Source organism: Mucilaginibacter sp. GW821-FHT07G05, from assembly GCF_059418565.1.
This window is the reverse complement of the sequence record NZ_JBWKQC010000006.1, coordinates 94130-116734: the sequence shown is the minus strand read 5'-3', so window position 1 is coordinate 116734 and position 22605 is coordinate 94130. Positions and strand designations below refer to the sequence as shown.

19 protein-coding genes are annotated in these 22605 nt (G+C 42.1%); 17 read left to right on the top strand and 2 right to left on the bottom strand.

Annotated elements, in window-relative coordinates; all coding sequences use genetic code 11:
* The first annotated feature begins 21 nt into the window (after nt 1–21).
* Nucleotides 22–3261 carry a TonB-dependent receptor gene (locus tag AC07NA_RS16330; protein WP_494898655.1) on the top strand — a complete coding sequence of 1080 codons (3240 nt, stop codon included), beginning with the start codon at nt 22–24 and terminating at the stop codon, nt 3259–3261.
* A 9-nt stretch (nt 3262–3270) separates the two neighbouring features.
* Nucleotides 3271–4047: a hypothetical protein gene (locus AC07NA_RS16325; RefSeq protein ID WP_494898654.1), complete on the top strand. Its 777-nt coding sequence runs from the start codon at nt 3271–3273 to the stop codon at nt 4045–4047.
* 104 nt (nt 4048–4151) lie between these two features.
* On the opposite strand, the gene AC07NA_RS16320 is transcribed toward AC07NA_RS16325, so the two are convergent.
* The gene (locus AC07NA_RS16320; protein WP_494898653.1) at nt 4152–4397 is read right to left on the bottom strand and encodes a DUF1801 domain-containing protein; all 246 of its coding nucleotides are present in this window, start codon (nt 4395–4397) and stop codon (nt 4152–4154) included.
* 148 nt (nt 4398–4545) lie between these two features.
* Between AC07NA_RS16320 and AC07NA_RS16315 the strand changes: the two genes are divergently transcribed.
* From AC07NA_RS16315 to AC07NA_RS16285, 7 genes are read left to right on the top strand one after another with little or no spacing between them, the layout of a single operon-like run.
* Nucleotides 4546–4899: an S-adenosylmethionine decarboxylase family protein gene (locus AC07NA_RS16315; protein ID WP_494898652.1), complete on the top strand. Its 354-nt coding sequence runs from the start codon at nt 4546–4548 to the stop codon at nt 4897–4899.
* Between the two features lie 3 nt (nt 4900–4902).
* Nucleotides 4903–6216, top strand: a complete 1314-nt coding sequence (locus tag AC07NA_RS16310) for a DUF4178 domain-containing protein (RefSeq protein WP_494898651.1) — start codon at nt 4903–4905, stop codon at nt 6214–6216.
* Nucleotides 6216–6386, top strand: a complete 171-nt coding sequence (locus tag AC07NA_RS16305) for a hypothetical protein (RefSeq protein ID WP_494898650.1) — start codon at nt 6216–6218, stop codon at nt 6384–6386. The genes AC07NA_RS16310 and AC07NA_RS16305 overlap by 1 nt, the downstream gene beginning before the upstream one ends.
* Nucleotides 6387–6398: 12 nt before the next feature.
* Nucleotides 6399–6623, top strand: coding sequence for a DUF350 domain-containing protein (locus AC07NA_RS16300; RefSeq protein WP_494898649.1), 225 nt, complete (start codon nt 6399–6401; stop codon nt 6621–6623).
* Between the two features lies 1 nt (nt 6624).
* Nucleotides 6625–8133 carry a polyamine aminopropyltransferase gene (locus AC07NA_RS16295; protein ID WP_494898648.1) on the top strand — a complete coding sequence of 503 codons (1509 nt, stop codon included), beginning with the start codon at nt 6625–6627 and terminating at the stop codon, nt 8131–8133.
* Nucleotides 8111–9778, top strand: a complete 1668-nt coding sequence (locus AC07NA_RS16290) for an FAD-dependent oxidoreductase (RefSeq protein WP_494898647.1) — start codon at nt 8111–8113, stop codon at nt 9776–9778. The genes AC07NA_RS16295 and AC07NA_RS16290 overlap by 23 nt, the downstream gene beginning before the upstream one ends.
* Nucleotides 9771–10859 carry a hypothetical protein gene (locus AC07NA_RS16285; protein WP_494898646.1) on the top strand — a complete coding sequence of 363 codons (1089 nt, stop codon included), beginning with the start codon at nt 9771–9773 and terminating at the stop codon, nt 10857–10859. Before AC07NA_RS16290 ends, AC07NA_RS16285 begins: the two co-directional genes overlap by 8 nt.
* Before the next feature lie 86 nt (nt 10860–10945).
* Here AC07NA_RS16285 and AC07NA_RS16280 read toward each other — a convergent pair whose 3' ends face one another.
* Entirely contained in the window at nt 10946–11338 is a 393-nt protein-coding gene (locus AC07NA_RS16280; protein ID WP_494898645.1) for a hypothetical protein, read from the bottom strand.
* Nucleotides 11339–11805: 467 nt separating this feature from the next.
* On the opposite strand from AC07NA_RS16280, the gene AC07NA_RS16275 reads away from it, so the two are divergent.
* The 8 genes from AC07NA_RS16275 (at nt 11806) to susR (ending at nt 22474) form a co-directional block, all read left to right on the top strand.
* Nucleotides 11806–12132: a hypothetical protein gene (locus tag AC07NA_RS16275; RefSeq protein ID WP_494898644.1), complete on the top strand. Its 327-nt coding sequence runs from the start codon at nt 11806–11808 to the stop codon at nt 12130–12132.
* 85 nt (nt 12133–12217) lie between these two features.
* Nucleotides 12218–12961, top strand: a complete 744-nt coding sequence (locus AC07NA_RS16270) for a GLPGLI family protein (RefSeq protein ID WP_494898643.1) — start codon at nt 12218–12220, stop codon at nt 12959–12961.
* A 146-nt stretch (nt 12962–13107) separates the two neighbouring features.
* On the top strand, nt 13108–15798 hold the full coding sequence (locus AC07NA_RS16265; RefSeq protein ID WP_494898642.1) for a hypothetical protein: 2691 nt from the start codon (nt 13108–13110) through the stop codon (nt 15796–15798).
* Between the two features lie 592 nt (nt 15799–16390).
* Entirely contained in the window at nt 16391–17560 is a 1170-nt protein-coding gene (locus tag AC07NA_RS16260) for a helix-turn-helix domain-containing protein (protein ID WP_494898641.1), read from the top strand.
* Nucleotides 17547–18194, top strand: coding sequence for a hypothetical protein (locus AC07NA_RS16255; RefSeq protein WP_494898640.1), 648 nt, complete (start codon nt 17547–17549; stop codon nt 18192–18194). The genes AC07NA_RS16260 and AC07NA_RS16255 overlap by 14 nt, the downstream gene beginning before the upstream one ends.
* 154 nt (nt 18195–18348) lie before the next feature.
* Nucleotides 18349–18996, top strand: coding sequence for a DUF3471 domain-containing protein (locus AC07NA_RS16250; protein ID WP_494898639.1), 648 nt, complete (start codon nt 18349–18351; stop codon nt 18994–18996).
* Complete coding sequence (locus AC07NA_RS16245) at nt 18996–20438, top strand: serine hydrolase (RefSeq protein WP_494898638.1); 1443 nt, start codon at nt 18996–18998, stop codon at nt 20436–20438. Before AC07NA_RS16250 ends, AC07NA_RS16245 begins: the two co-directional genes overlap by 1 nt.
* A gap of 488 nt (nt 20439–20926) precedes the next feature.
* Nucleotides 20927–22474 carry a SusR family glycan utilization regulator gene (susR, locus tag AC07NA_RS16240; RefSeq protein WP_494898637.1) on the top strand — a complete coding sequence of 516 codons (1548 nt, stop codon included), beginning with the start codon at nt 20927–20929 and terminating at the stop codon, nt 22472–22474.
* Nucleotides 22475–22605 lie beyond the last annotated feature (131 nt).

The following is a 22605-nucleotide window of genomic DNA, read 5'->3' as shown; positions in this document are numbered from 1 at the left end:
GTAATTAAACTATTGTATTTTATGACGAGACTGACATTCCTGGTAACGCTGATCACCCTGACCTTTACGGGAGTGATGCTGGCTTCAGGCGTGCGGTCGCAAAATTTAAAAAACATTAAGGTTTCTGTTTCAACTAATGGCAGGGCCCTTAAAGATATCCTGGCCGAACTGGAAAAAAAGTCGGGCTTTAGTTTTGTGTATGCCGAAGAAATAGGCAATATGACCCATATCAGGCTATCAAACAAAGCGGTAACGCTGGAATACCTCATCAAAGAGATGGCGCAGCAAAAGGGGTTACAGTTTAACCGTGAAAATTCCATGATCGCTATTACCAGGTCGGCTCCCTTAGCCAAACCCGGCAGGATAGCGGGTAAGATAGTCGACGAAAAAGGCCAGGCGCTACCGGGGGCGACGATAAAGGTTATCGAAACCGGGCGGGGTCTGCAAAGCAGTGTTGACGGCGCTTATACGTTAAGCCTGCAACCTGGTACTTATACGCTTGAGTTTAGTTTCCTGTCTTACCAAACACAGCGTGTAACCGGCATTGTTGTAACCGAAGAGCAGGTAACGCCGCTTAACATTGGCCTTAAACCGGCTAATAACACGCTCAGCGAGGTAACAGTAACAGCCACCTACCGTAAAGCCTCGATAGAGGGTTTGTACGCGAGGCAGAAAAATAACGCGGCCATGTCAGATGGTATTACCGCCGAGCAGATCAGCCGTACGCCCGATAACAATACCGCGCAGGTGCTTGCCAGGGTAAGCGGTTTACAGATATCGCAAAACAAATTTGTGGTGATACGCGGCATGAGCGACAGGTATAACAATGTGTTGCTTAACGGCTCGCCATTACCCAGTTCGGAGCCTAACCGCCGCGATTTTGCTTTTGATGTTATCCCGAGTTCGCTGGTTGATAATATTGTGGTAAACAAAACCGCCACGCCCGATCTTACTGGCGAATTTACCGGCGGACTGGTACAGATCACCACCAAAGACATCCCGGATGAAAACTTTGTGGAGTTTAATATTGCAAGCGGCTACAACAGTCGCTCAACCGGTAAAGATTTGATAGGCGGGCACCGCGGTACTGCCAATTACCTGGGCTTTGCTAATGATTATCAGCGTAAACCGGTCGGCATGACTTTGGGGCAATATGATGACCTGGCAATCCAGATAAATGACCGTACAGCCACTGCTGATCAAAAAGCGCAGGCGGCAAAGTTTTTAAGTACCATGCCCGATAACTGGGCGTTGCGTAAGTATATCGCCCGGCCTATCCAAAGCTATCAGTTTACGGCTGCGCACCGTTTCCCCTTTAAAGATAACTCCACATTGGGCGTTGTTGGGGCGCTTACCTATCGCAACGAGCAGCTGAACAATCAGCATGATGTGTATGTATCTACGGTACGTGATTATAAGGGGACAGATTATTTGTTCAATACCCTTTGGGGCGGCAGCCTTAATCTGGCCTACACCAGTGGTGCCAACAAGTTCACTTTGAAAAATACGTATAACCGCCGCTTTAGCGACGAGTATTTTACCTTCACCGGCGCCAATATGGGCGATAACCGGTTTGTAAATAACTATAGCGACCAAACCGTTATTAACCAATTGTTTCAAACAAACTTTACGGGCGAACATACATTAAGTAAGCTTGGTATAAAAGGCGATTACGGCTTTTCACTGTCTACCGTAAACCGCGACCAGCCTTTTACCAGGCTGATGGAGAGCGGCAGAACTTTAGCCAATAATTTCGATCCTGATGATTATTATTCATATAATTTCAGTGATGCCAATTTTCAATATGGTAACATTTTTTATTCGGAACTGGCAGAGAAACGCTATACCTGGCAAACCAACTGGCAGCTTCCTTTCAAACTGCTCGGGCTTGGCCAGTCGCTAAAAGTGGGCTACCAGGGCAGCAGGCGTCAGGCAGATTTCGGGGCCGATTTTTACCGGATACGTACGGTAACCTTAGACGGAACGAGCAACAGTCGTTACGATGGGATGGCATATTATGATGTTTATGATCCTTCACAATTTGCCAACGGTAATTTGTACCTGTTTACTACCACCCCACAGGGCGACGGTATAACCAGGGCTGGTGCAGGCACAGGTTATAAGGGCAGGCAAAACCTCAATGCCATGTATGGCATGCTTGATCTGAAACCGCTTAAAGATCTGCGGCTGATAGGTGGTATAAGGTACGAACGGAACGAGCAGAATGTTTTTACCAGAACGCGCGGCAGAGCAACCCCCGGCGGGGTGGCCCCAATTGTTGACAGCCTCATCCAATCAAAAAATAACGACTGGCTGCCATCAGTAAATGCGATATATGCCTTAACCCCCAAAATGAACATCAGGGCGGCATATTACAAAACGGTAGCAAGACCCGATTTTAGGGAGCTGTCTTTTTTTAGCTATTTTGATTACGACTTATTTGTTTCTATCGGTGGTGATAATCTTAAGCGTACTTCTGTAAAAAACTTCGATATCAGGTACGAGTTTTATCCTTCGCCGGGTGAGATATTGTCTGTTTCGGGCTTTCGTAAAGATTTTATTAATCCTATTGAGGTGGTTGTATCAACATCGCCTACACGCTACCAGTTTTATAAGAACCTGCAATCAGCCACCAACACAGGTTTTGAGGTAGATGCACGTAAATCGCTCGGATTTATATCGCCATCCTCTTTTTTAAAAGATTTATACCTCTCGGGTAATTTTACCTATATAAATGCCAGCGTTGACCTGGGAACAGCTTTTACCAAAGATGACGACGGAAATGTAGTATCCAGTAAACGAAGCAGGCCGTTAATGGGCCAATCGCCATACATAGTTAATGCCGGGATATTGTACACCGGCAAACATTTTGGTTTTAATGCTACTTTTAACCGTTTTGGGCAACGCATTGTTTATGCCTCGCCCGACCGTGCCGAAGACCTGTATGAAAATAGCCGGAATATGGTTGACCTGCAGCTGAGCTATAAATTTATGAAGGGTAATAAAGCCGAGCTGCGTTTAAATGTAAGTAATTTGCTGAACAGCGAGTTGTTTTACTACCGTAACCTGTTTCCGCCGAGCAATACCAAATTTCCACAGCCCACCCCTTCCGTACAACCCTATCCCGGCGAAGGCACTAAACCATGGCCGGCCGAGCAGATTGACCCCAAAGGCACCAGGTATAACCCGGAATACGACACCAAAATATATACCTGGAAGTACGGTACAACCTCTACGCTTAATTTCATTTACCGCTTTTAATTAAAACACATGAAATCAAATCTTAAATATTTATACCTTTTTTCATTTGCCATATTGCTGTTGGGCGCTTGTAAAAATGAGGGGGAGCTTATTGAAGCGAAAGGTTACGGCGTAATAAACATTAACGCCACCACCACAACTGATATAGGCAACCTGCTGGTTGATATTGACGGCAAGGTTGTGGATACGCTAAAACCGCCATCTGCAGTTAAAGCAATTAAGGCTTACACAGGTGATAGGAAACTGAAAATATACCAAACAGGAAAGGAAGGAAGCCCGGTGATAGATACCTTGCTTAACGTTGAAGGTAAAGGCACCAAACTAAGCTTTTTGTATACTGCCGAGGTTAAAATTATTGGCGGAGGGTACGATGGCAGTGTAACACCGGCCAAAGGCAACAGCCTGGTGCAGTTTGTAAACCTGGAGAAATCATTACCGGCCTCGGTTGACCTGAAAATATATGAACTTTATTATCAGGACAATGGTGATATTCTATCTGAAGAAGTTACAACCGTTAAAAATGTACGTAAAGATAGGTTCAGCCCATATTTAGAACTTGGCCCCACAAAGCACGGCGACTACACCTTTGGGTATTATTTCGGAGTATTTGAACCGGGAACGGGCAATATGCTTGTTGATGTATTAACCTATTATCCTACTATTTATTGGGATAGCCAGGGCTCGCAGTTTTTCAAGCCCAATAAAGTGATCTCGCTGGGTTTTGTGTATGACCCTGTTAACGTATTTTACGCCACACCGGTTATTTATGATACTGAACTAAAATAATGACCGGGTTTTGTAAATAGCCGGTAACAAAGCGGCAGTCCATTCGCTGTCGCTTTGTTTTATACTTGTTAAGTTTTTGCAAAGCAGAAGCAATGTGTTGTTGCTTAAATACTTGCTGCAATGATATTCTTCAGCACTTCCAAATCAATATCTGCCAGTTTATTGATGTAAACACAACCACCACCGGTTTTGATCTTACCCAGTTTTTGTAGCGCGGCCTCGTGCTTTTTAAGATCGATAAAGTACAAGGTGAGATTTGCCTTGCGGGGTGCAAATCCGATAATAAAAAAGGTATAATTATTAATCTCAGGGCGTTGGTCAGTTAAAATGAGATGTTTAAACGCCATCATATTTACATTTCGCTTTTGTCTTTCGATAAAAACTATATATCTTTTCTGAATTAAAAAATTCCCGGCAAAGGTCTGGCGTTATCAAAAATGAGTTACAGAACTGCTCTGCGAATAAAATTAATTTATATTTTTGAGGATACGCTAAAAAATGCCTTATCAACCCGGACTACATATCTTAACAGAGTTTACTACCCCCAAAAGCGAATACCTTACCTCATGTGAGCCATGCAGGGCATTGTTCGATACGCTGATAAACAATTTTGCATTGAGTAAGGTAGGGGAGGTTTATCACGAATTTGAAGGCGGCGGTTTTACCGCGGTAATTTGTTTAACAGAATCGCACCTTTCTATACATACCTGGCCCGAATTTGGGCTGGCAACTTTTGACATATTCTTATCAAACTATCAAAAAGATAATTCGGAGAAGGTAAAGCAGTTTTATGCCGAAGTAATGGCCTTTTTTGAGGGAACGGAAATACAGTATACTGAAGTAAACAGGTAACAGATGGCAACAACTAATTTAAAAGCTTTTCCTGTACCTGAAGAGGTTGCCTGCCCTAATTGCCGTAAGGTAACATTATTACAAGACCCTGCCGGGAGCGAATTTTATGTTTGTAACTCGTGTCGGTCATTTCTCAGGTTTATTACTGATACCGATGCACTTGTACAAAAACAAGCTAATAAACTTAAGAAAGAACCTGTTTTACCTGTAGGTGCCGAAGGCGTTTTAAATGGCTACTCTTTTAAAGTTATCGCTTACCTCGAAAAAAAGGAACATGGTACTAATTATGGCTGGCGCGAATACCTCTTATACAATTACGAAAAGGGATATGCTAACCTTGCGGAGTACGATGGGCATTGGAATTTTGTAGCAGGTAAGGAGTTTTACCCACCGCTGGAAAAGTTGCGTGATAATAAGTGGACTTTTCTGGCCTATGAGGATGTAGAGTATGCCTTGTTTAATAAATATACCGCCGTTGTTACTGCCTTAACAGGTGAATTTGACTGGGACCCGATTGCGGAAAAGATGAAAACATCGGAATTTATAGCTCCGCCATTCATCATTTACAGGGAGCAACATTCGGATGTAGTTACAAACCATTACCTTGGTGAGTATATTGAAGCTGCCGAAATAGCGGCCGCGTTTAAAGTAGATGAAAAACTGTTTCCGCCAAAAAAAGGGATCGGGGCTAACCAGTTTTCAAAACATTATAGCAGGTGGCATGATGTATCAAGGCTTACCGGTTTACTTATCGCTTTAGCACTTATTATCCAGATTGTAAATTTGGTTACCAGGCCTGCAACAATGGTGATGGATGAAACTTTTGAAATTACGCGCGATACAACCAAAACCGTTGATGATTTTAAACCTTTTGCCACCCCGGCATTTAATATTGAAGGAAGAGCGTCGGCAGTTGAATTTGAAGTACGTTCGGATGTTGACAATAACTGGCTTGAGGCAACTATTGTACTGGTGAACGAAAAAACCAATGAAACCTGGGAAGTTACCGAGGGCATTGAATATTACCATGGTTATGAAGGTGGCGAAAGCTGGAGCGAAGGCTCGCAAAGTACTACCTCCCTGTTATCATCAATCCCCGGCGGCAGGTATCATTTAAATGTTTACCCGGCATCGGGCGATCCCTTGAGGAATAGTGTAAACATCAAGGTAACTACAAACATAGCGGTATGGATGAACCTCATTATTACCTGTATCTTACTCTGTATATATCCGGCTTATTGCTGGTACAGGATGCGGAACTTTGAAAAGCAACGCTGGCTAAACAGTGATTTTTCACCTTATGAAGAAGAAGATTAATGAAAATTAAAAATATAAGGTTTTACCTGGTTGTTGCTTTGCTAATTGCAGGTTACTTTGCCTATGCAAGCTATAATGGTATTGTGTACTGGGAAAGCACGGTAGAAAAAAATACCGACAACGCTAACAGCCATGCACGAAACGGCGCACGCAGATTTTATCATAAATAAACTAAAAATATCATGAGCTTAAACGAATTAATAAATTACAAGTACATCGTAGCATCGGTATTGTACTCTATAATAGGTATCCTGATCTTACTGGTTGCTTTTTGGATCATAGAAAAGATAACCCCTGAAAATCTTTGGAAAGAGATCATCGAAAAACATAACATAGCACTGGCTATTGTTTGCGCGTCGTTTATGATAGCGGTAGCCATTATTATCAGCTCGGCCATACACGGGTAACATGAATAAAAAGCTGCATGTACTGCTGTTGTTATCGGTTTTCGTAGTAGCCACCTGCGGGTTGATATATGAACTGATTGCCGGTACACTTGCCAGTTATTTACTGGGCGATTCGGTAACACAGTTTTCAACCATTATTGGCGCCTACCTTTTTTCTATGGGGATTGGCTCATGGGTATCAAAGTATTTTGAAAAGAATATCGTTTACTGGTTTATTCAGTTAGAAATATTGGTAGGCATTGTAGGCGGTACAAGTTCTACCATTTTGTTCCTGGTTTTTGAAAATGCGGCGTCTTTCCGTATCATATTATACAGTTTGGTTGGCCTGACCGGGATACTGGTAGGGCTGGAAATACCCCTGCTGATGCGGATCTTGAAGGACCGGTACGAGTTTAAAGATCTGGTATCGCGCGTGTTTACGTTCGATTATATTGGCGCGCTGCTTGCTTCCTTGGTGTTTCCGCTTTTGTTGATACCCTATTTGGGTTTGGTGAAAACATCATACCTGGTGGGTATTTTAAATGTTACTGTAGCCCTTATAGTTTGTGTTAACTTCAAAAAAGAAGTTAAGGCGGCAACCTATTTACAAACCAGCGCCGTAATCAGTATTTTGGGTTTGCTTATAGGTTTTGTGTACGCCAATACCATCACCAGTTATGCCGAAAGCATGACGTATAGCGATACCATCATCTATTCAAAAAGTACCTCTTACCAGCGCATTGTGCTCACCAAAAAAGGCAAGGTGCTGCGCTTGTTTTTAAATGGCAACCTGCAATTCAGTTCTGATGATGAGTACCGCTATCATGAGGCTTTAGTACATCCCGGTTTACAGGCGCTGCCCGGCGCTAAAGATATATTGGTGATGGGCGGCGGCGATGGCTTGGCGGTGCGCGAGATATTACGCTATCCACAGATCCGCTCGGTTACATTGGTCGATCTGGATAAGGGTATGACGGAGCTTTTTAAGTCGAACACCATGCTTTTGGCGTTAAACAAAAGGTCTTTATTGTCGCCCAAGGTAAAAGTGATCAATGCCGATGCCTTTACCTGGACACGGGAGCAAAAAAAGAAGTTTGATTTTATTGTGATCGACTTTCCCGATCCATCAAATTTTTCGGTTGGTAAATTGTATACCAATACCTTTTATTCGCTGGTAAAAGAAATGCTTGCGCCCAACGGCATTATGGTGGTACAATCTACCTCGCCTTATGTAGCGCCAAAATCGTTTTGGACGGTGGATAAAACACTCCGCTCCGTAGGGCTGCATACCATCCCTTACCACAATTATGTTCCGTCGTTTGGCGATTGGGGGTATGTAATGGCCACTCAAAATATCACTTACAAAAAACCGGACCATTACCTGCCCGGCATGCGGTTTATTTCGACAGGGGGACTAAACCAAATGCTGTATTTTCCGCCGGATATGGCCCGTGTAGAAACCGAAGTTAACAAACTGAACAACCAGGTGCTGGTAAAGTATTTTGAAGATGAGTGGGCAGCCGTTCTATAAAAAGGAGAGCCTGCGCAATGGCATCAGCCGCAGGGCATTTTTGCTGAAAGCCGGCATTATTACCTCAGGCATCCTGCTAAGTGGTTGTATCAAAAAAATTAAACCGGGTAATAGTTATAAAAACATTAAAGGCAGTATAAAAGGCCCCAATGCCAAAGCCGGGCATATACTGCGCGATAAAACCCCGCTACCCATACCAACAGAGGCGCGCCGGGTAAAAACGCTGATCATAGGGAGTGGCATATCCGGTTTATCGGCCGCAAGGTGGTTGAAAACACAAGGGCATCATGATTTCGAGTTAATAGAGCTGGAAGACCATATCGGCGGAAATTCTCATTCGGGCAGTAACGCGGTGTCATCTTACCCGCTTGGGGCGCATTACGTTACCATCGCCAATAACGATGATAAATTATTACTTGATTTTTTTCAGGAATGCGGCGCGATAACTCATTACGAGAAAGGGCTGCCGGTTTACAACGACTATTACCTATGCTTTGACCCGGAAGAGCGCTTGCTCATCAACGGGCAATGGCAAGAAGGTTTAGTACCCGATTTTGGTATAAAACCCGAAGACCGCGATCAGATAAAAAGATTCTTCAGGCTGATTGATGATTTAAAGCAGGCAAAAGGTACTGATGGACGATACGCATTTGATATCCCGCTGGACAATAGTTCGGCCGATGAAAAATTCCTGGGTTTAGATAAATCATCATTTAAAGAATATTTGAAACAAGAGGGATACACTTCGCCCTATTTGTTTTGGTACCTCAACTATTGCTGTAAAGACGATTACGGGCAAAAAACAGATAAAGTATCGGCCTGGGCCGGTTTGCATTATTTTGCTGCCCGCCGCGGCAAGGCGGCTAATGCCGAAATTAACGCTGTACTTACATGGCCCGAAGGCAATGGCTGGCTGATGAAAAAACTGGCTGAAGGTGTTAAAGAACACGTTAAGCAAGGTGCTATGTGTTATCATATTGCTACTGTGCCCAATGGAGGTGTTATTGCCCGGATGCTGGATCTTAGAACAAACAAAACCTATACCATTGAAGCGGAGAAGGCCATTTTGGCCACGCCGCAATTTGTGAATCAAAAGATATTTGAGGGTGCCTCAAAAAGGGGCTTCAACCTTGATAAACTGCATTATTCGCCATGGTTTATCGCCAATATTACTCTTAATAACCTGCCGCAAGGTAAGGGCGCCGGTTTATGCTGGGATAATGTGCCATATAACACGGCCTCTGTTGGGTATGTTAACGCCAATCAGCAGCATGTAAACGCAATAGAAAATAAAAAGGTGATCACCTACTATTTGCCGCTGTGCGATTACGAACCGCGCGTGGCCCGGCTTGCGGCTTATACACGTACCTATCAGCAATGGCTGGATATTATTATCCCCGAACTTGAATACATGCACCCCGGCATTACGGATAATATTGAACAGGTAGACGGCTGGATATGGGGCCACGGTATGATAGCGCCAGATGTAAACTATATTTGGGGAGCCGACAGGAAGAACGCGCAGCAACCTGTAAACGGCAGCTTGTTTTTCGCGCATACCGATCTCAGTGGTATCTCCATATTTGAAGAGGCTTTTCACCAGGGTATAAAAGCGGCAAAACAGGTACTATCAAGCTATGCATAACAGCGAGAAAAATAAACAGCCATGGCTCCACTCGGCGGTTACCGATAGTGTTTTTATATTATCGCCACCCTTTATTGCTTTGCTTTTAGTTGTTTTATTTCCGCGGCAATTTCAGGTTTCATCGGCCATGCCTATAATTTACTGGCTTGTTTTGGTTGTATTTATTGATGTTGCACATGTTTACAGCACCCTATACCGTACCTATTTTAATCCTCATGGCTTAAAAAAGCCCGGCCTGCTGCTTACCATTCCGTTGATATGTTATGTTATAGGGGTTTTGCTCTATAGCATGGATGCTCTTATTTTTTGGCGGGTACTGGCCTACCTGGCTGTATTTCATTTTATAAGGCAGCAATACGGTTTTATGCGTTTGTATTCCCGCAAGGAAAAGAGCGGATATTATGCCATGCTTATTGATAAAATAGCCATATACACCGCAACTATTTATCCTATTGTATACTGGCATATTGAGGGTAACAGGCAATTCAACTGGTTTATTGAAAACGATTTCTTTACGCTCCCTGTCAATGGCTGGTTGCTCAACGCGGGCAACATACTTTACTTCGCTATTATACTAATGTATGTGGTTAAAGAAATCCTGTTATTTATTAGAATAAAACAGTTCAATTTGCCCCGGAATGTACTAATAGCGGGCACATTCTTATCCTGGTATTTCGGTATTATTTGTTTTAACGGCGATTTGGCTTTTACCACCCTCAACGTTATTTCGCACGGCATTCCGTACATGGCGCTTATATGGGTTGAGGAAAAGAAAAAAGGTGGTCAGCGTGGCCGTAAGGGTAATATATTTTGGCAGGCAATTTTTAACAGGTACGGGATTATGTCTTTTATAGTGATGCTCGTAGTACTTGCCTACCTTGAAGAAGGCTTGTGGGATGGTTTGATATGGAAAGAACATGGCAGCATTTTCCAATTATTCGGTCATCTGCCCAAAATAGAAAACAAGCCGCTGTTGTCTTTATTGGTTCCGCTGCTGGCCTTGCCGCAGTCTACACATTATGTATTGGATGGGTTTATCTGGAAAATTAACAAGGAAACTCGTAAGGCTTTAAAAGAATAGACAGCAAGTAGTCACGAATGTTTGGAAGGGTTAATCTTTCGCCCATTTGTGGCCATTCGGCAGCCTTTTTTTGGCTTGGAATTTAGTCAATTCAGCATGATGACATTATTGTCGTTCGGTAGCTGTTCCCGTATAATTGGATTGCCGCTAACTTTGATATGTGTCAATAACCTCAATGCTTTAGTGAAAGGCTTTAGTCGGGTACCACTTATATTATTATCCCGTAGATCTACCTCTTTCAGATGAATCGCATTTTCAAATACGGATAAAAATTCGTCTTTAATAAAATTACCTTGCAGATATATGCCGAGTAAGGCTTCGCCGTTCAAACGGAAATAAGTCAAGCCATGACCCTGAATTTTGTTCCTGCCAAAGTAGAACATTCTGATGCAGGTACTGCCAAGTTTATGCGTTGAAATGGGATGGAATACAAATTTATCTCTATTTGTATAGAATGTAACTAATTGTTCTAAGTGCATGTCTTTTATTACGCCCGAACCCTAATATTTATCTTAAACAGTAATATTGAAATTGTGAATTTGTACTGTATTGGATGTTCCGGGGGCATTGACCATTGTGTTTCAAAAGCGGGTGCAGAGCTTTCTGCTACACTTTGACCATTTTATATAACTGATTTATAAATTTGAAATTATGATTTAACAACACAAGTCGTTGATTTAATTTGCACGGAACAGAATGGTCAAGCTTACCGGAATGTCCATTGTATCTGTGAATTTAGCAAAAATCTTTTTTAAGGAACATACACCCATTTCATAGGCCTTTTTGCAATGTGACCGGACTAAAAATATTGAAAGTTACAAATTACTGAATGCACCTGATATTTCATTTAGGATAAAAATATGCCACAATCAGGTAAAATTCGTAATCATTAGATAAGTTCGTATGCGTAAATTGCTATTAATAATTAACCTTAACCCTAAACAAAATGAAAAAGCTGTTAGTTCTCTGCTTTTGCGCATTTGCCTTGAGTGCAAGTGCTGAAACCACTCCCCAAACTCAAAACACACCTGTAGCAGATCGGTCGGCAATGGAAGAATGTACCATCACCGTAAGCAAATCGGGTCAGCTAATTTTTTATTGTGCCGCAACAGAAATCCAATCGAGCTGGACTGTTTCGGCAAGTTGTACGGAAACAAGCACAGTAAGCTGTGACGCCGCGTATACCGCCGCTAATTCATGCGCGACGATGAAACTGGCGCAAGCAACAATTGCTTTGCATAATGCGTTGGTAGCTGGCTGCGTAGCCCCTTAAGTCATTCCATTAATCCATGATCATTTTCGGTACCCGATCTTCATCAAGATCGGGTATTAGTTTTTCAATAAAACCGTCTCTATAAATGAAAAATCAACCTTTTATTTATCTGTGTTTCTTTTTAGCTGCGCTTTTACCCGTTATATCTCATGCTCAAAACATTAAAGCAATATATAATATCCAGCTAAATGTTAGCGTAGCCGTCGGAACAAACAAAAAAAATGTTGTTCTGCCTTTAACCGCCTATTATTATAAGAAAGGAAATAAATACATCTATTGGGAACAGCCTGATTACCTGGCGAAATATCCAACGGGTGAAATCATCTTTACCGAAGACAATACCTATTATCAAACCCCAATAAACATGGATAGTGTTCAAATGCTATTCTACCACGACTATGATTCGCTAATTACCAGGCAAGGTTTGTACACGCAGCACCAGCGGACGATTACTGAACATCCTTTCGAAGCTTCCAAAACGCGGCCCTGGAAGTTCGAGGCAGAAACAAAGATCATTAATGGCCTAAAATGTCAGCTCGCTACTGACCGTGACCAATGGCGCGTTTGGTTCTGCCCCGACATCCCGGCTGCCACCAGCCTGCGCAGCCTGCAAGGATTGCCGGGGCTGGTTATAGAAGCAGAGAGCCTGCCTATCAATGCACATTACACACTGATCAGCTACGACATGGAAGCCAACATTGACGACAAGATTTTCAAGCCAAAGGCGTTTGACGGGCCGATGGACAAGGGGCCATTATTAAAAAGCGTCGGCATGCCTGCTTCAAAAAGTAAGCAAGAAAAGCAAGCTGAACTTCTTAAACAAAATTAACGTATTGAATAACAACTCATCCTACCTCGTACTCATATGAAAAAACTATCACTTGGTGTGCCTTATGTTTTAACCTCAAATAGTGGTACAAAAATCAATTTATCTTATGCCCGTAGCTGGGGAAATGTACAGCCGACATAGCCTGTATGCAGCAATTATACATCACGACGATCTTTATGCTGTTTTTTTGTGACCTATATGCACAAAAAATAGTTATCAAAGCAAGATTTATCGATGAAACCGGCAATGGTGTAACTGACTGTAATATAAAGATCAGCGGTAAAAGAACTGGCCTTATCTATGCCTATTTCAGCCTGACAGCGACAGCCATTCTGCAAAAAGAAGTCACTGCGCAAAAAAATGATGACAGTATCAGCGTATTGATCAATCACGTTTCTTATTCTGATACCACGCTTTATTTCAAAGTGGGGATACCCGTGGATCCTGGTAATATTGTACTTCGCTATCGCCAAAACATGCTGAAAGATGTGCATATCAAAGGGCCACCGATCTGGAAGCAGGGAGACACGACCAACTTTCGGGCAGATGCCTTTAAGCAGGGCGATGAAAAAAAATTGCGTGATATACTTAGGAATATGCCAGGGTTTGTGATTAGGGAAGATGGCTCACTCTTTTATAAGAATAAACCGGTTACGCGCATTACTATTGACGGCCAGGAACTCTTTGCAGATAAGATAAAGCTGTTGCTAAACAGCTTTCCTGTCCATGTGATAGAGCTGCTTCAGGCGCAGGAAAACCAAAATGAAAATAAGCTTCTTAACAAGCTTGGGGGCAATGAAACCTTTATTAACCTGACGCTTAAGAAAGGCACCCTTAAAGCTGCTTTTGGTGACTTCGAAGCAGGCCTTGGGGATAAGGGGCGTTATAAGGCCAGTCCTGTTATCTTTTCCCTCAACAAATATATAAAAGCAGGTTATATAGGCAACATAAACAGTTTGGGTGATGGCATAGGATGGCAAACACTTTCCGAACTGAAATCGTCAGCTGAATACGAAGCCCAGGCCTTCATGGTGAACAGCACCCAACTTAAGCTGATACAGGACATACCTGAGAGGTATTACATCAAAAACAGGTTATTTGATAACCGCTTTGAGGTAAATACGCAAAGCAGTAAAAAGTTGAATATCAAGACTACATTAGCGCTGATCTCGGATAAACAAGTACAGGACATATACAGTACATTCAACTTCTTTGATGGTAATAATTACGCTGTCAGATCTGAGCATACAATGCCCGCTAACAAACCATTAGTAATCAATCTTGGCCAAACCTACAACTATGAAATTAACCAATACAACAGTTTGAAAGTTAAAGCATGGTGGTATGCTGATCGTGGCCGAAGCAGTACACGGTCCTCATTTTTAGAAAATGGCACCACAGATTTTATCAGTAACCTATCCAATAATTTATGGAATAGCTTTAATATCCAGGTACGGTACACCTACCTAACTAAAAAAAACAAGGCTTTTATTACGACTGCGGAATATAGTCATCAACAGATCAGACAAAACATTAACTCATTCTCCAAGCAATGGCCACAAATATTCATGCTGACAGATTCTTCTTATAACGGGCTTTTTCAGACCTCAGATCATCTGTTTTCGAAGTTAAATATTGAGCAGGCGACACATTTCAACATCGGCAAGCATAAGATCAATGCAACTTTATTTTATAGAAATTACACCATGAAACTTGCCCCTGGTTTTGCACTGTCAGATACTTTAAATCAGCTTCCGGCAAACAAACCGGATAACTTCAATGGCCGGGGAACCTATGTCCGAAATATGCTGACAGCCAGGGCACGCGGCGCATTCAAATTTAAAAACGGGAACAATCTTAATTATTCTGTGCTTGCAGGCGTTAATCACAATGCTGTTGCGGAGGAGCATGTGGAAAGGAATTTAATTATACCAGAAATATCAGCTAACATTATGTTTGTCCCCAAACTATTAAAATCACACTCGGACAACCTGATGGTGGAGTACCTTCAATCAGATAATATGTTCAGCAGATTGAACACTATTCTATTACCACAAAGTGCAACCGCATTCGCGAAAAACTCACTTAGCAGTACTACGTTAAAAAATTTGAGAGCTGAATACAGCTTTAGTATAACTAAATTAACCGATCTGACATCGTCCAGTTTCAGTATCGGTTACAATCGTAATTTTAACAACAGGGTGGTTGACGGGCGCTATCTCGGGTTTTTATATTTCTCGACAGACTCAGTGGTAAGCAGGTCAACAGATGATATACGGATAGGTACAGTTAATAAAATTCCTTCAGTTCTACTTGGAGCAGTGCTGGAGCTGGAAGCAAACTGGTTTCACAGCCCGTATCTTTTTGCATATCAACAAAAGGTATTGAAAGGCAGTAATACTCAGCTATTCGCAAAGTTTGCTTTCAAGAAAAACTGGAACCAGCGATATTACATCACTTTATCAAGCCTTTACAGGTCGGTTGTGAACAAACGTCCGGCCTTGAATGCGGCTTCTCCAAAACAGTCCAATCGTTTTGAAAACTATTCTGCCGGATTGAAGCAAAGGGTTTTGATTACAAAAGATATCAATATTATAACCGATGCTAATTTTACCTATAACAATATAAGGTCGGATAATGAAATGAAGTTCTTGCTAATAGATACAGAACTTAACTGGAAGGTTAAAAAATCACCTTTTACGTTTTCTATAAGAGGAGAGAACCTAACAAACAGGAAATCGTATTTTATGGCCTATAATGGTGTAAGTAGTCAAACCACCAGTCTTATCCCATTAATTGGTAGAAACTTTTTCTGCTCTGCCCGGTGTGAGTTTTAAATCACGAAGAACAAAACCGGTTACGGCGCATCTGACGAGAAGAAGAGGACAGATGTGAATGAGAATTGATGCAAACTGATCTGCCGTGCCCCGGCATCAATCCTCATGATCACTGATTTTCCGGAGGGTTTTAGTAAAGGCACTCAGCGCTTCGAGCGCCGGCTCCATTTCTACAAAAAACGTTTCGTACCGTAAAGTTTCGTTGGGCGTTTTGGATATTCCGGGATCATCGACAATCGTGTTCCGAAAATGTGTGCGGAGCTTTCAGTTGCACTTTGACCATTTCAACTAACTGAATTGTAAATACGAAATTATAACATGGCAACACAATTCGTTGATCTGATTTGTACGGAACAGCATAGTCAAGCTTAACGGAATGTTTAAAATGTTTCGAGGCCGGTTTGAATTCCCATCGCACTAAACATGGAACCTGTTAAGATGTTCCCAGGGTTTCTTATTTATTTTATCTTATAAATAATGGGGTATTGCAAACACTGGCTTTAAATCAACCTATGTACATTTATTTCAATCCAATGTGAATCTTTCTTAGCTTAGTTTAAAAAATATCTGTGGATAGGATGGTATCAGCATTATGAATATTGCACTCAATTTAATTGACATCCTGTTGATCTCGCTGGCCGTGCAGGGCATCTTGTTATCGGGCATTCTGCTGTATTATTCCAAAAGTTTCAACAGTTACAGGTGGATAGCCGCCGTCATCTTAATAATTGCTGAGTCCACCATCGCTATGGAACTGTTCGCTTCAAATTTGGTTTGGCGCTACCCCATGCTGGGCACCTGCATTCCGGTGCTGAAAATGCTGTTAGGCCCCATGATTTGGTTTTATACACAAAGCCTGGTGCAAGGCAATAAAAAATTAACCCTCAAAAGCTGCTTGCACTTTTTACCGGTACTGCTTGACTGCCGCCCTCAATTCATCTTTTTACTGTACCAAACCGGCATCCTCTCCATCCCTCAGGTAACAGCATTTTACTTTCGCGATGATGTGCAGAACTTCCTGTTTCAACACAGTATTATTTTTGACCTGCCCATATTCATTTCATTGCTTGCCTACAGTACTGCCAGTTATAAGATAGTAAGTCGGGCATCAAAAGATACTGATTTAGACAACTTTCGGCTTAACGATCTTAAATGGTTGCGCACATTCCTCTATCTGATATTTGGCTTAACAGCCATCGTATTTATATCAACAGCCATAGCCGCCTTGCCAGGGTGGAATAAAGCTTTCCTGTATCTACCGGCAATCATTTTGGTTTATTATATAGGGATGCGCCTCATCATACGGCAGAAAAGAATGACCAACGAGGAAGTGACCGCCTACAACAAACCCCAGCCCAAACCTTATTTTGCTTCCGGTGATAGCGATAGGTATCACCACAAACTGGTAGCGTTAATGGAAAATGATAAACTTTATTTAGACCCGGCATTGAAGGTAGATGCCGTAGCCGAAAAACTGGCAATTTCCGAAAAGCAGCTTTCAAACCTGCTCAACCAATATATTGGCAAAAGCTTTAACGATTTTATCAATCAATACCGTGTGGATGCAGCCATGGAAAAACTTAGCGATACATCGCTACGCCACTTTACTATCGCAGCTATAGCTTTTGATTGCGGCTTTAACTCTATTGCTACATTTCAACGTTGTTTTAAACAGTTCACCGGGCTTACCCCAAGTGCCTACCAAAATAATTTGAAAATTGCAGCTACCGGAACCCAGCAAATAAAACATGAATCACTTTAAGGCTTTAGCAAAATACCTTTTTATGGCTGCGTGGTTGGTAACCGGGTGCTCAAACCCTCAACCCAAGCTGCAACAGTATACCGGCCGGTACGAAAAAGCTGTAAAAGAGCAAACCAATTATGTGGATGTTGCGGAGCGTAAGGGCGAACTGATCGTTAACGCATCATGGGATAAATATGAAAAGCCCCTCGGTTATTTAAACGGCGATAACTTTATAGCTAAAGGCTTTGGTTGGGGCATGAAATTTACCCGCGGACATAACAAACACATCAATGGTTTTATGATGACCGGCGATGCGCAATGGCTGAAAGTGGACCGCGATTCGAGCATTTACCAGTCGAAAAAATGGCAGGTTTTTACCGATAGCGCTAAACTGCATACCTATTCTGTTCCTACTATCCTTTTACAATCTGTTACCGGAAAGTATGGCGACAAGAGGATTACCCTACAAGGCGATCATTTGTTTTTAATTTCGACTAATGGCGATAAAGCACAGTTATACCCCATAAGCAATGATCTGTTTGTTACAGATGGATACACCCTGAAATTCATCCGAACCGGGAAAATGGATACTGATAAGATCGAACTCCGGTACAAGAACGGCTATGTGGAAACATTTGCGCGTGTTAAATAAAGGCCTTCCTCAAAATTTCGCCGGTAGGTTATAAAAAAGCATTGCTCAAATCCCGATTTGAGTAGACGCGGGATGACTACACTACTTCTTTTGTTGCTGTAAAGCGGACTGATCAACCGCGTACCCATAAATCTATTATCAACAATAACAGCAAATGAAAAAGTATTTAATCAACACATTATTGGTATCCGTAGTGGCGATTCTGTTTTCGGCACAAATAACCAAGGCCACGGTTCATTATACAAGGCAAAATATACAAGCTGATTCCCTCAGCGATTATCCGGGCAGGTATGAAGCATCACAAAATAATATTACCCTGCAATACGAACTGGAAGTGATCAATGGAAAACTGATTGCCACCAATCTCACCTCGGGTCAAAAGTTAAACCTCAAACATACCTCCAACGATGATTTTATGGTGGAGGAAATGGGCGTACCTATCACCTTTATTCGCGATGGCGCAAAAAAAGTAAGCGAGATACAAATGCCTGATGGCACGGTATGGAAGAAACTTACAAAGTTAAAAGCAGATGTTATAACACCGGCTAATTACAAGGAGTATTTAGGTAAATACCAACTGAATAATAATGGAACAACGGCGTCTATCGAAATTGTAGTTAAATATGGAAAACTATGGGCTTTGCGCGTAACAGATAACATGAGTAGCCCAATCACTAACACAGCAAAAGACAACTTTGCTATTAATGCCACAGGCGAACCATTAAAATTTAAACGGAATACCGGCAATAAAGTGGTAAGCCTGCTTCTAAAGGAAAGCGATGTTTTTGTTAAGGTGAAATAATGAAGCGCTATTTTAGCTTACTGGTAGTGCTTATGGTTTTAATAAGCACTGCCCTTTATGCCCAACAGCCTGACGATAAACTTGCTGAAGTTGAAAAGAACTTAGCAGGCAATATTCAGATAAAAGGTACGCCGCCCATGTTATTGGCTGATAGGATGGCTTATTATCATGTAGCGGGTTTGGGCATTGCCATCATCAAAAATTATAAAATTGTTGCCGCCAAAGGTTATGGTATGGCTAATGATAGCCTGAAGAATCCTGTTACCGAACAAACACGTTTTCAGGCAGGTTCGGTAAGCAAATCGCTGAATGCGGTGGGTATTATGAAGCTGGTGCAGGGTAAAAAGCTGGATCTTTACGCAGATATTAATAAGTACCTGCAACGCTGGAAATTGCCTTATGATAGTATTACCCATAATAAAAAAATTTCCATGGCGCAATTGCTAAGCCATACCGCGGGGATTAATTTACCGGGATTTCCCGGGTATAATCGCGGAAGCAAGCTACCTGATATTATCCAGATGCTAAATGGCCGGGCACCGGCAAATACCCCCAGGATACAGCCGGAAAGAGAGCCAGGAGGGCAAATGGTTTATTCGGGCGGCGGTGTGCTGATCTCGCAACTGGCGGTGATGGATATTACTCAACAAGCGTATGAAACCTACATGCAGGATAACGTATTGGCACCTTTGGGTATGACACAAAGTTCGTTTACACCACCAGTCAACTTTGATAATGTAGCTACCGGGTATTACGTCAACGGCAGGGAAATATACGGGCGGTACAGGGTATACCCCGAACTCGCAGCAGCCGGTATGTGGTGTACACCAACTGATGTGGCAAAATATATTGTTGAAATGCAGCTGGCTTATAAAGGTGCCGCGACTAAAGTATTGACACAAGAGAGTGCCCGGCTGATGCTGAAGCCATACCAAAATAACCGTACCGGCTTAGGTGTATTTATTGATACGCTGAACGGCATACCCTACTTTCAGCATGCGGGTGTTACTTCGGGTTTCCGTTGCCAATATTATGGCAGTATAGCAGGAGGGGACGGCGTAGTAGTGATGATCAATGGCGACAATGATGCCCTCCTTAAAGAAATAATTAACAGTGCTGCATTGGTTTATGAGTTGAAAGGTCTTAATCAAACAGTAACAAAAGAGATAGTGAAAGTACCCGATGCCGATCTGCAATCTTATACCGGGAGTTACCGTTTAAACCCGCAGTTTACTTTGTCGGTAGTTAAAGAAGATGGTCAATTATACGCGATCGCCCCGGGGCATAGCAAAGTTAGGATCATCCCCGAAAGCCAAACCCGATTTTTCATAATGGAAATACCCATAGAACTTGAATTTATAAAAGAAGGGAATCATTGTGTAGGCCTGCAATTAAAGGAGAACGGAAAAATAAACAGGTTGCAAAAAGAGAAAAATGATTGATTTTAACTAAACACAAATCAATGGAGAATATAGAAGCATTCTGTTTTGTTCAAGCCATCTGTGAATAGTCTTTAAAAAATCGAACTATTTTAAATAATGCTTTACCCCGATTAGCTGGATATTTCGGGATCATTGACCATCCTGTTCTGAAAACAGGTGAAGAGCTTTCTGTTACATTTTGACCATCTTAACTAACTGATTGGTGAATTTGAAATTATAACATAACAACACAATTCGCTGATCTAATTCGCACGGAACAGCATGGTCAAGCCTGCCGGAATGTCCGTGTCTGCCGGCCGAATTCTTCCAAATAGATGTGGTTCTTATTAGTCACTGCGGTTATAATCCGGACTATATTTATAACTTTAGCATGATTATAAACACCAATCGCAGCTTTTTCGGAAATAATGAAGTCAACCAGGTATTTTTTATTGTTGCTCTTATTATTATGTGTTAATTTTTGTGGATACGCACAGGTAAATGATAGCTTGTTTAATAAATTAAACGAGGTACTCAACAATAAAGAAACCTACATTAATCAAAAACAAGACAGGATAAAGGCTCTCCGTGAACAGTTGGCCAATACCGCCGCACCGCGCGACCGGTTTACGGTGTACCTGCAATTATACGATGAGTATAAAACCTTCAGCTACGATTCATCTTACAGCTACGCCAAAAAACTGCAAATCACCGCCGCTCAACTCAACCAACCGGTATTGATAGCAACCGCTAAAATGAAAATGGCCTTTACGCTGCTTTCTTCGGGATTGTTTAAGGAGACCTTGGAGGTATTAAATAGCATTAACCTGCAACCATTGCCTGATAACGACAGGGTAGAATATTTCTTTTTAAAGGCACGCAGCTATTTTGATCTGGCCGATTATAACCGTAGTCCGGATTATACCGCGATTTATAACCCTAAAGGGATAGCTTGTATAGATTCGGCACTGGCGCTTTGCAAGCCGGGCAGCTACAGTTACCTCGAATTAAAAGGATTGAAAGATTTGCGTACCGCCGATTTTGAAGATGGTGAAAAAACCTATACAGCACTGCTTAAACTACCGGGCTTAACACCTCATCAGTTCGCCATAAACGCCTGCTGCCTGAGTTATATTTACGAGGTAACGGGAGATAAGAAGAAGCAATCGGTAGAGTTGCTCATCCGGGCGGCTATTACCGATGTGGAATCGGCCACTAAAGAAACCGTGGCCAGCTATAAACTGGCAGATATATTATTTAAGCAGGGCGATATTAAAAATGCCTACGTATACATTAAGCAGGCCATGGACGAGGCTACCTTTTACGGGGCTTTGCACAGGCAGGTAAAGATCAGCAGTATACTCCCCATTATTGAGGCCCAGTGGATCAATCAAATAGAGCATCAGAAAAGGTTGTTATATGCCTACTCGTTCATCATTACGTTGCTGGTGGTGGCAGTGATCGTTTTCGCGGTGATCAGTTTCCGTCAGCTTAAAAAGATACGCGCGGCCGATAAAATTATTCAGGAGGCCAACCTGAGCTTGCACGAAACCAATACCGCCCTCGAAGAAGTAAATAAGAAGCTGAGTGTAGCCAATACCATCAAAAACGAATACATCGGCTATTACTTTAACATTAATTCCATTTACCTGGATAAGCTGGAGAATTTCAAAAAATCGCTGGATAAGAAGCTGACCAATAAGCGCTATGAAGACGCGCTGCAAACCATTAACCAGCTCAACCTCGAAAGCGAACGCCAGGAACTGTTCAACACCTTCGATAAGGTTTTCCTGCGTTTGTTTCCCGATTTCATCGAGATCTTCAACTCTTACTTTAAGCCCGAAGAAAAAATAGTGATCCCGAAAGGGCAGTTGCTCAATACCGAACTCCGCATTTTTGCCCTTATCCGCATGGGGATACATGATAATGACCGCATCTCAAAAATTTTGGGATATTCGGTTAATACCATATATTCTTACAAAAACCGCGTAAAAACCAAATCCATCCTCCCAAATGATGAATTTGAAGACCGTATAATGGAAATACAAGCGGTGTAATATCTACATTAAGGCTATATAAGTTCTATATTCCGCAGGTTTATTTACAATGCAAATAATTGATATATAGCATATTATATCAATTATCGTTTTGTATTTTCTATATCGGCTTTTGATAAATTGCTTTTGAC

Excerpts from the sequence above, each read along its gene's own strand:
- AC07NA_RS16325 (WP_494898654.1), top strand. The coding sequence starts at position 3,271 with ATGAAATCAAATCTTAAATATTTATACCTTTTTTCATTTGCCATATTG.
- AC07NA_RS16295 (WP_494898648.1), top strand. The coding sequence starts at position 6,625 with ATGAATAAAAAGCTGCATGTACTGCTGTTGTTATCGGTTTTCGTAGTA.
- AC07NA_RS16330 (WP_494898655.1), top strand. The coding sequence starts at position 22 with ATGACGAGACTGACATTCCTGGTAACGCTGATCACCCTGACCTTTACG.
- AC07NA_RS16275 (WP_494898644.1), top strand. The coding sequence starts at position 11,806 with ATGAAAAAGCTGTTAGTTCTCTGCTTTTGCGCATTTGCCTTGAGTGCA.
- AC07NA_RS16255 (WP_494898640.1), top strand. The coding sequence starts at position 17,547 with ATGAATCACTTTAAGGCTTTAGCAAAATACCTTTTTATGGCTGCGTGG.
- AC07NA_RS16245 (WP_494898638.1), top strand. The coding sequence starts at position 18,996 with ATGAAGCGCTATTTTAGCTTACTGGTAGTGCTTATGGTTTTAATAAGC.
- AC07NA_RS16315 (WP_494898652.1), top strand. The coding sequence starts at position 4,546 with ATGCCTTATCAACCCGGACTACATATCTTAACAGAGTTTACTACCCCC.
- AC07NA_RS16285 (WP_494898646.1), top strand. The coding sequence starts at position 9,771 with ATGCATAACAGCGAGAAAAATAAACAGCCATGGCTCCACTCGGCGGTT.
- AC07NA_RS16260 (WP_494898641.1), top strand. The coding sequence starts at position 16,391 with ATGAATATTGCACTCAATTTAATTGACATCCTGTTGATCTCGCTGGCC.
- AC07NA_RS16290 (WP_494898647.1), top strand. The coding sequence starts at position 8,111 with ATGAGTGGGCAGCCGTTCTATAAAAAGGAGAGCCTGCGCAATGGCATC.
- AC07NA_RS16310 (WP_494898651.1), top strand. The coding sequence starts at position 4,903 with ATGGCAACAACTAATTTAAAAGCTTTTCCTGTACCTGAAGAGGTTGCC.
- AC07NA_RS16265 (WP_494898642.1), top strand. The coding sequence starts at position 13,108 with ATGCAGCAATTATACATCACGACGATCTTTATGCTGTTTTTTTGTGAC.
- AC07NA_RS16250 (WP_494898639.1), top strand. The coding sequence starts at position 18,349 with ATGAAAAAGTATTTAATCAACACATTATTGGTATCCGTAGTGGCGATT.
- AC07NA_RS16280 (WP_494898645.1), bottom strand. The coding sequence starts at position 11,338 with ATGCACTTAGAACAATTAGTTACATTCTATACAAATAGAGATAAATTT.
- AC07NA_RS16305 (WP_494898650.1), top strand. The coding sequence starts at position 6,216 with ATGAAAATTAAAAATATAAGGTTTTACCTGGTTGTTGCTTTGCTAATT.
- AC07NA_RS16270 (WP_494898643.1), top strand. The coding sequence starts at position 12,218 with ATGAAAAATCAACCTTTTATTTATCTGTGTTTCTTTTTAGCTGCGCTT.
- AC07NA_RS16300 (WP_494898649.1), top strand. The coding sequence starts at position 6,399 with ATGAGCTTAAACGAATTAATAAATTACAAGTACATCGTAGCATCGGTA.
- AC07NA_RS16320 (WP_494898653.1), bottom strand. The coding sequence starts at position 4,397 with ATGATGGCGTTTAAACATCTCATTTTAACTGACCAACGCCCTGAGATT.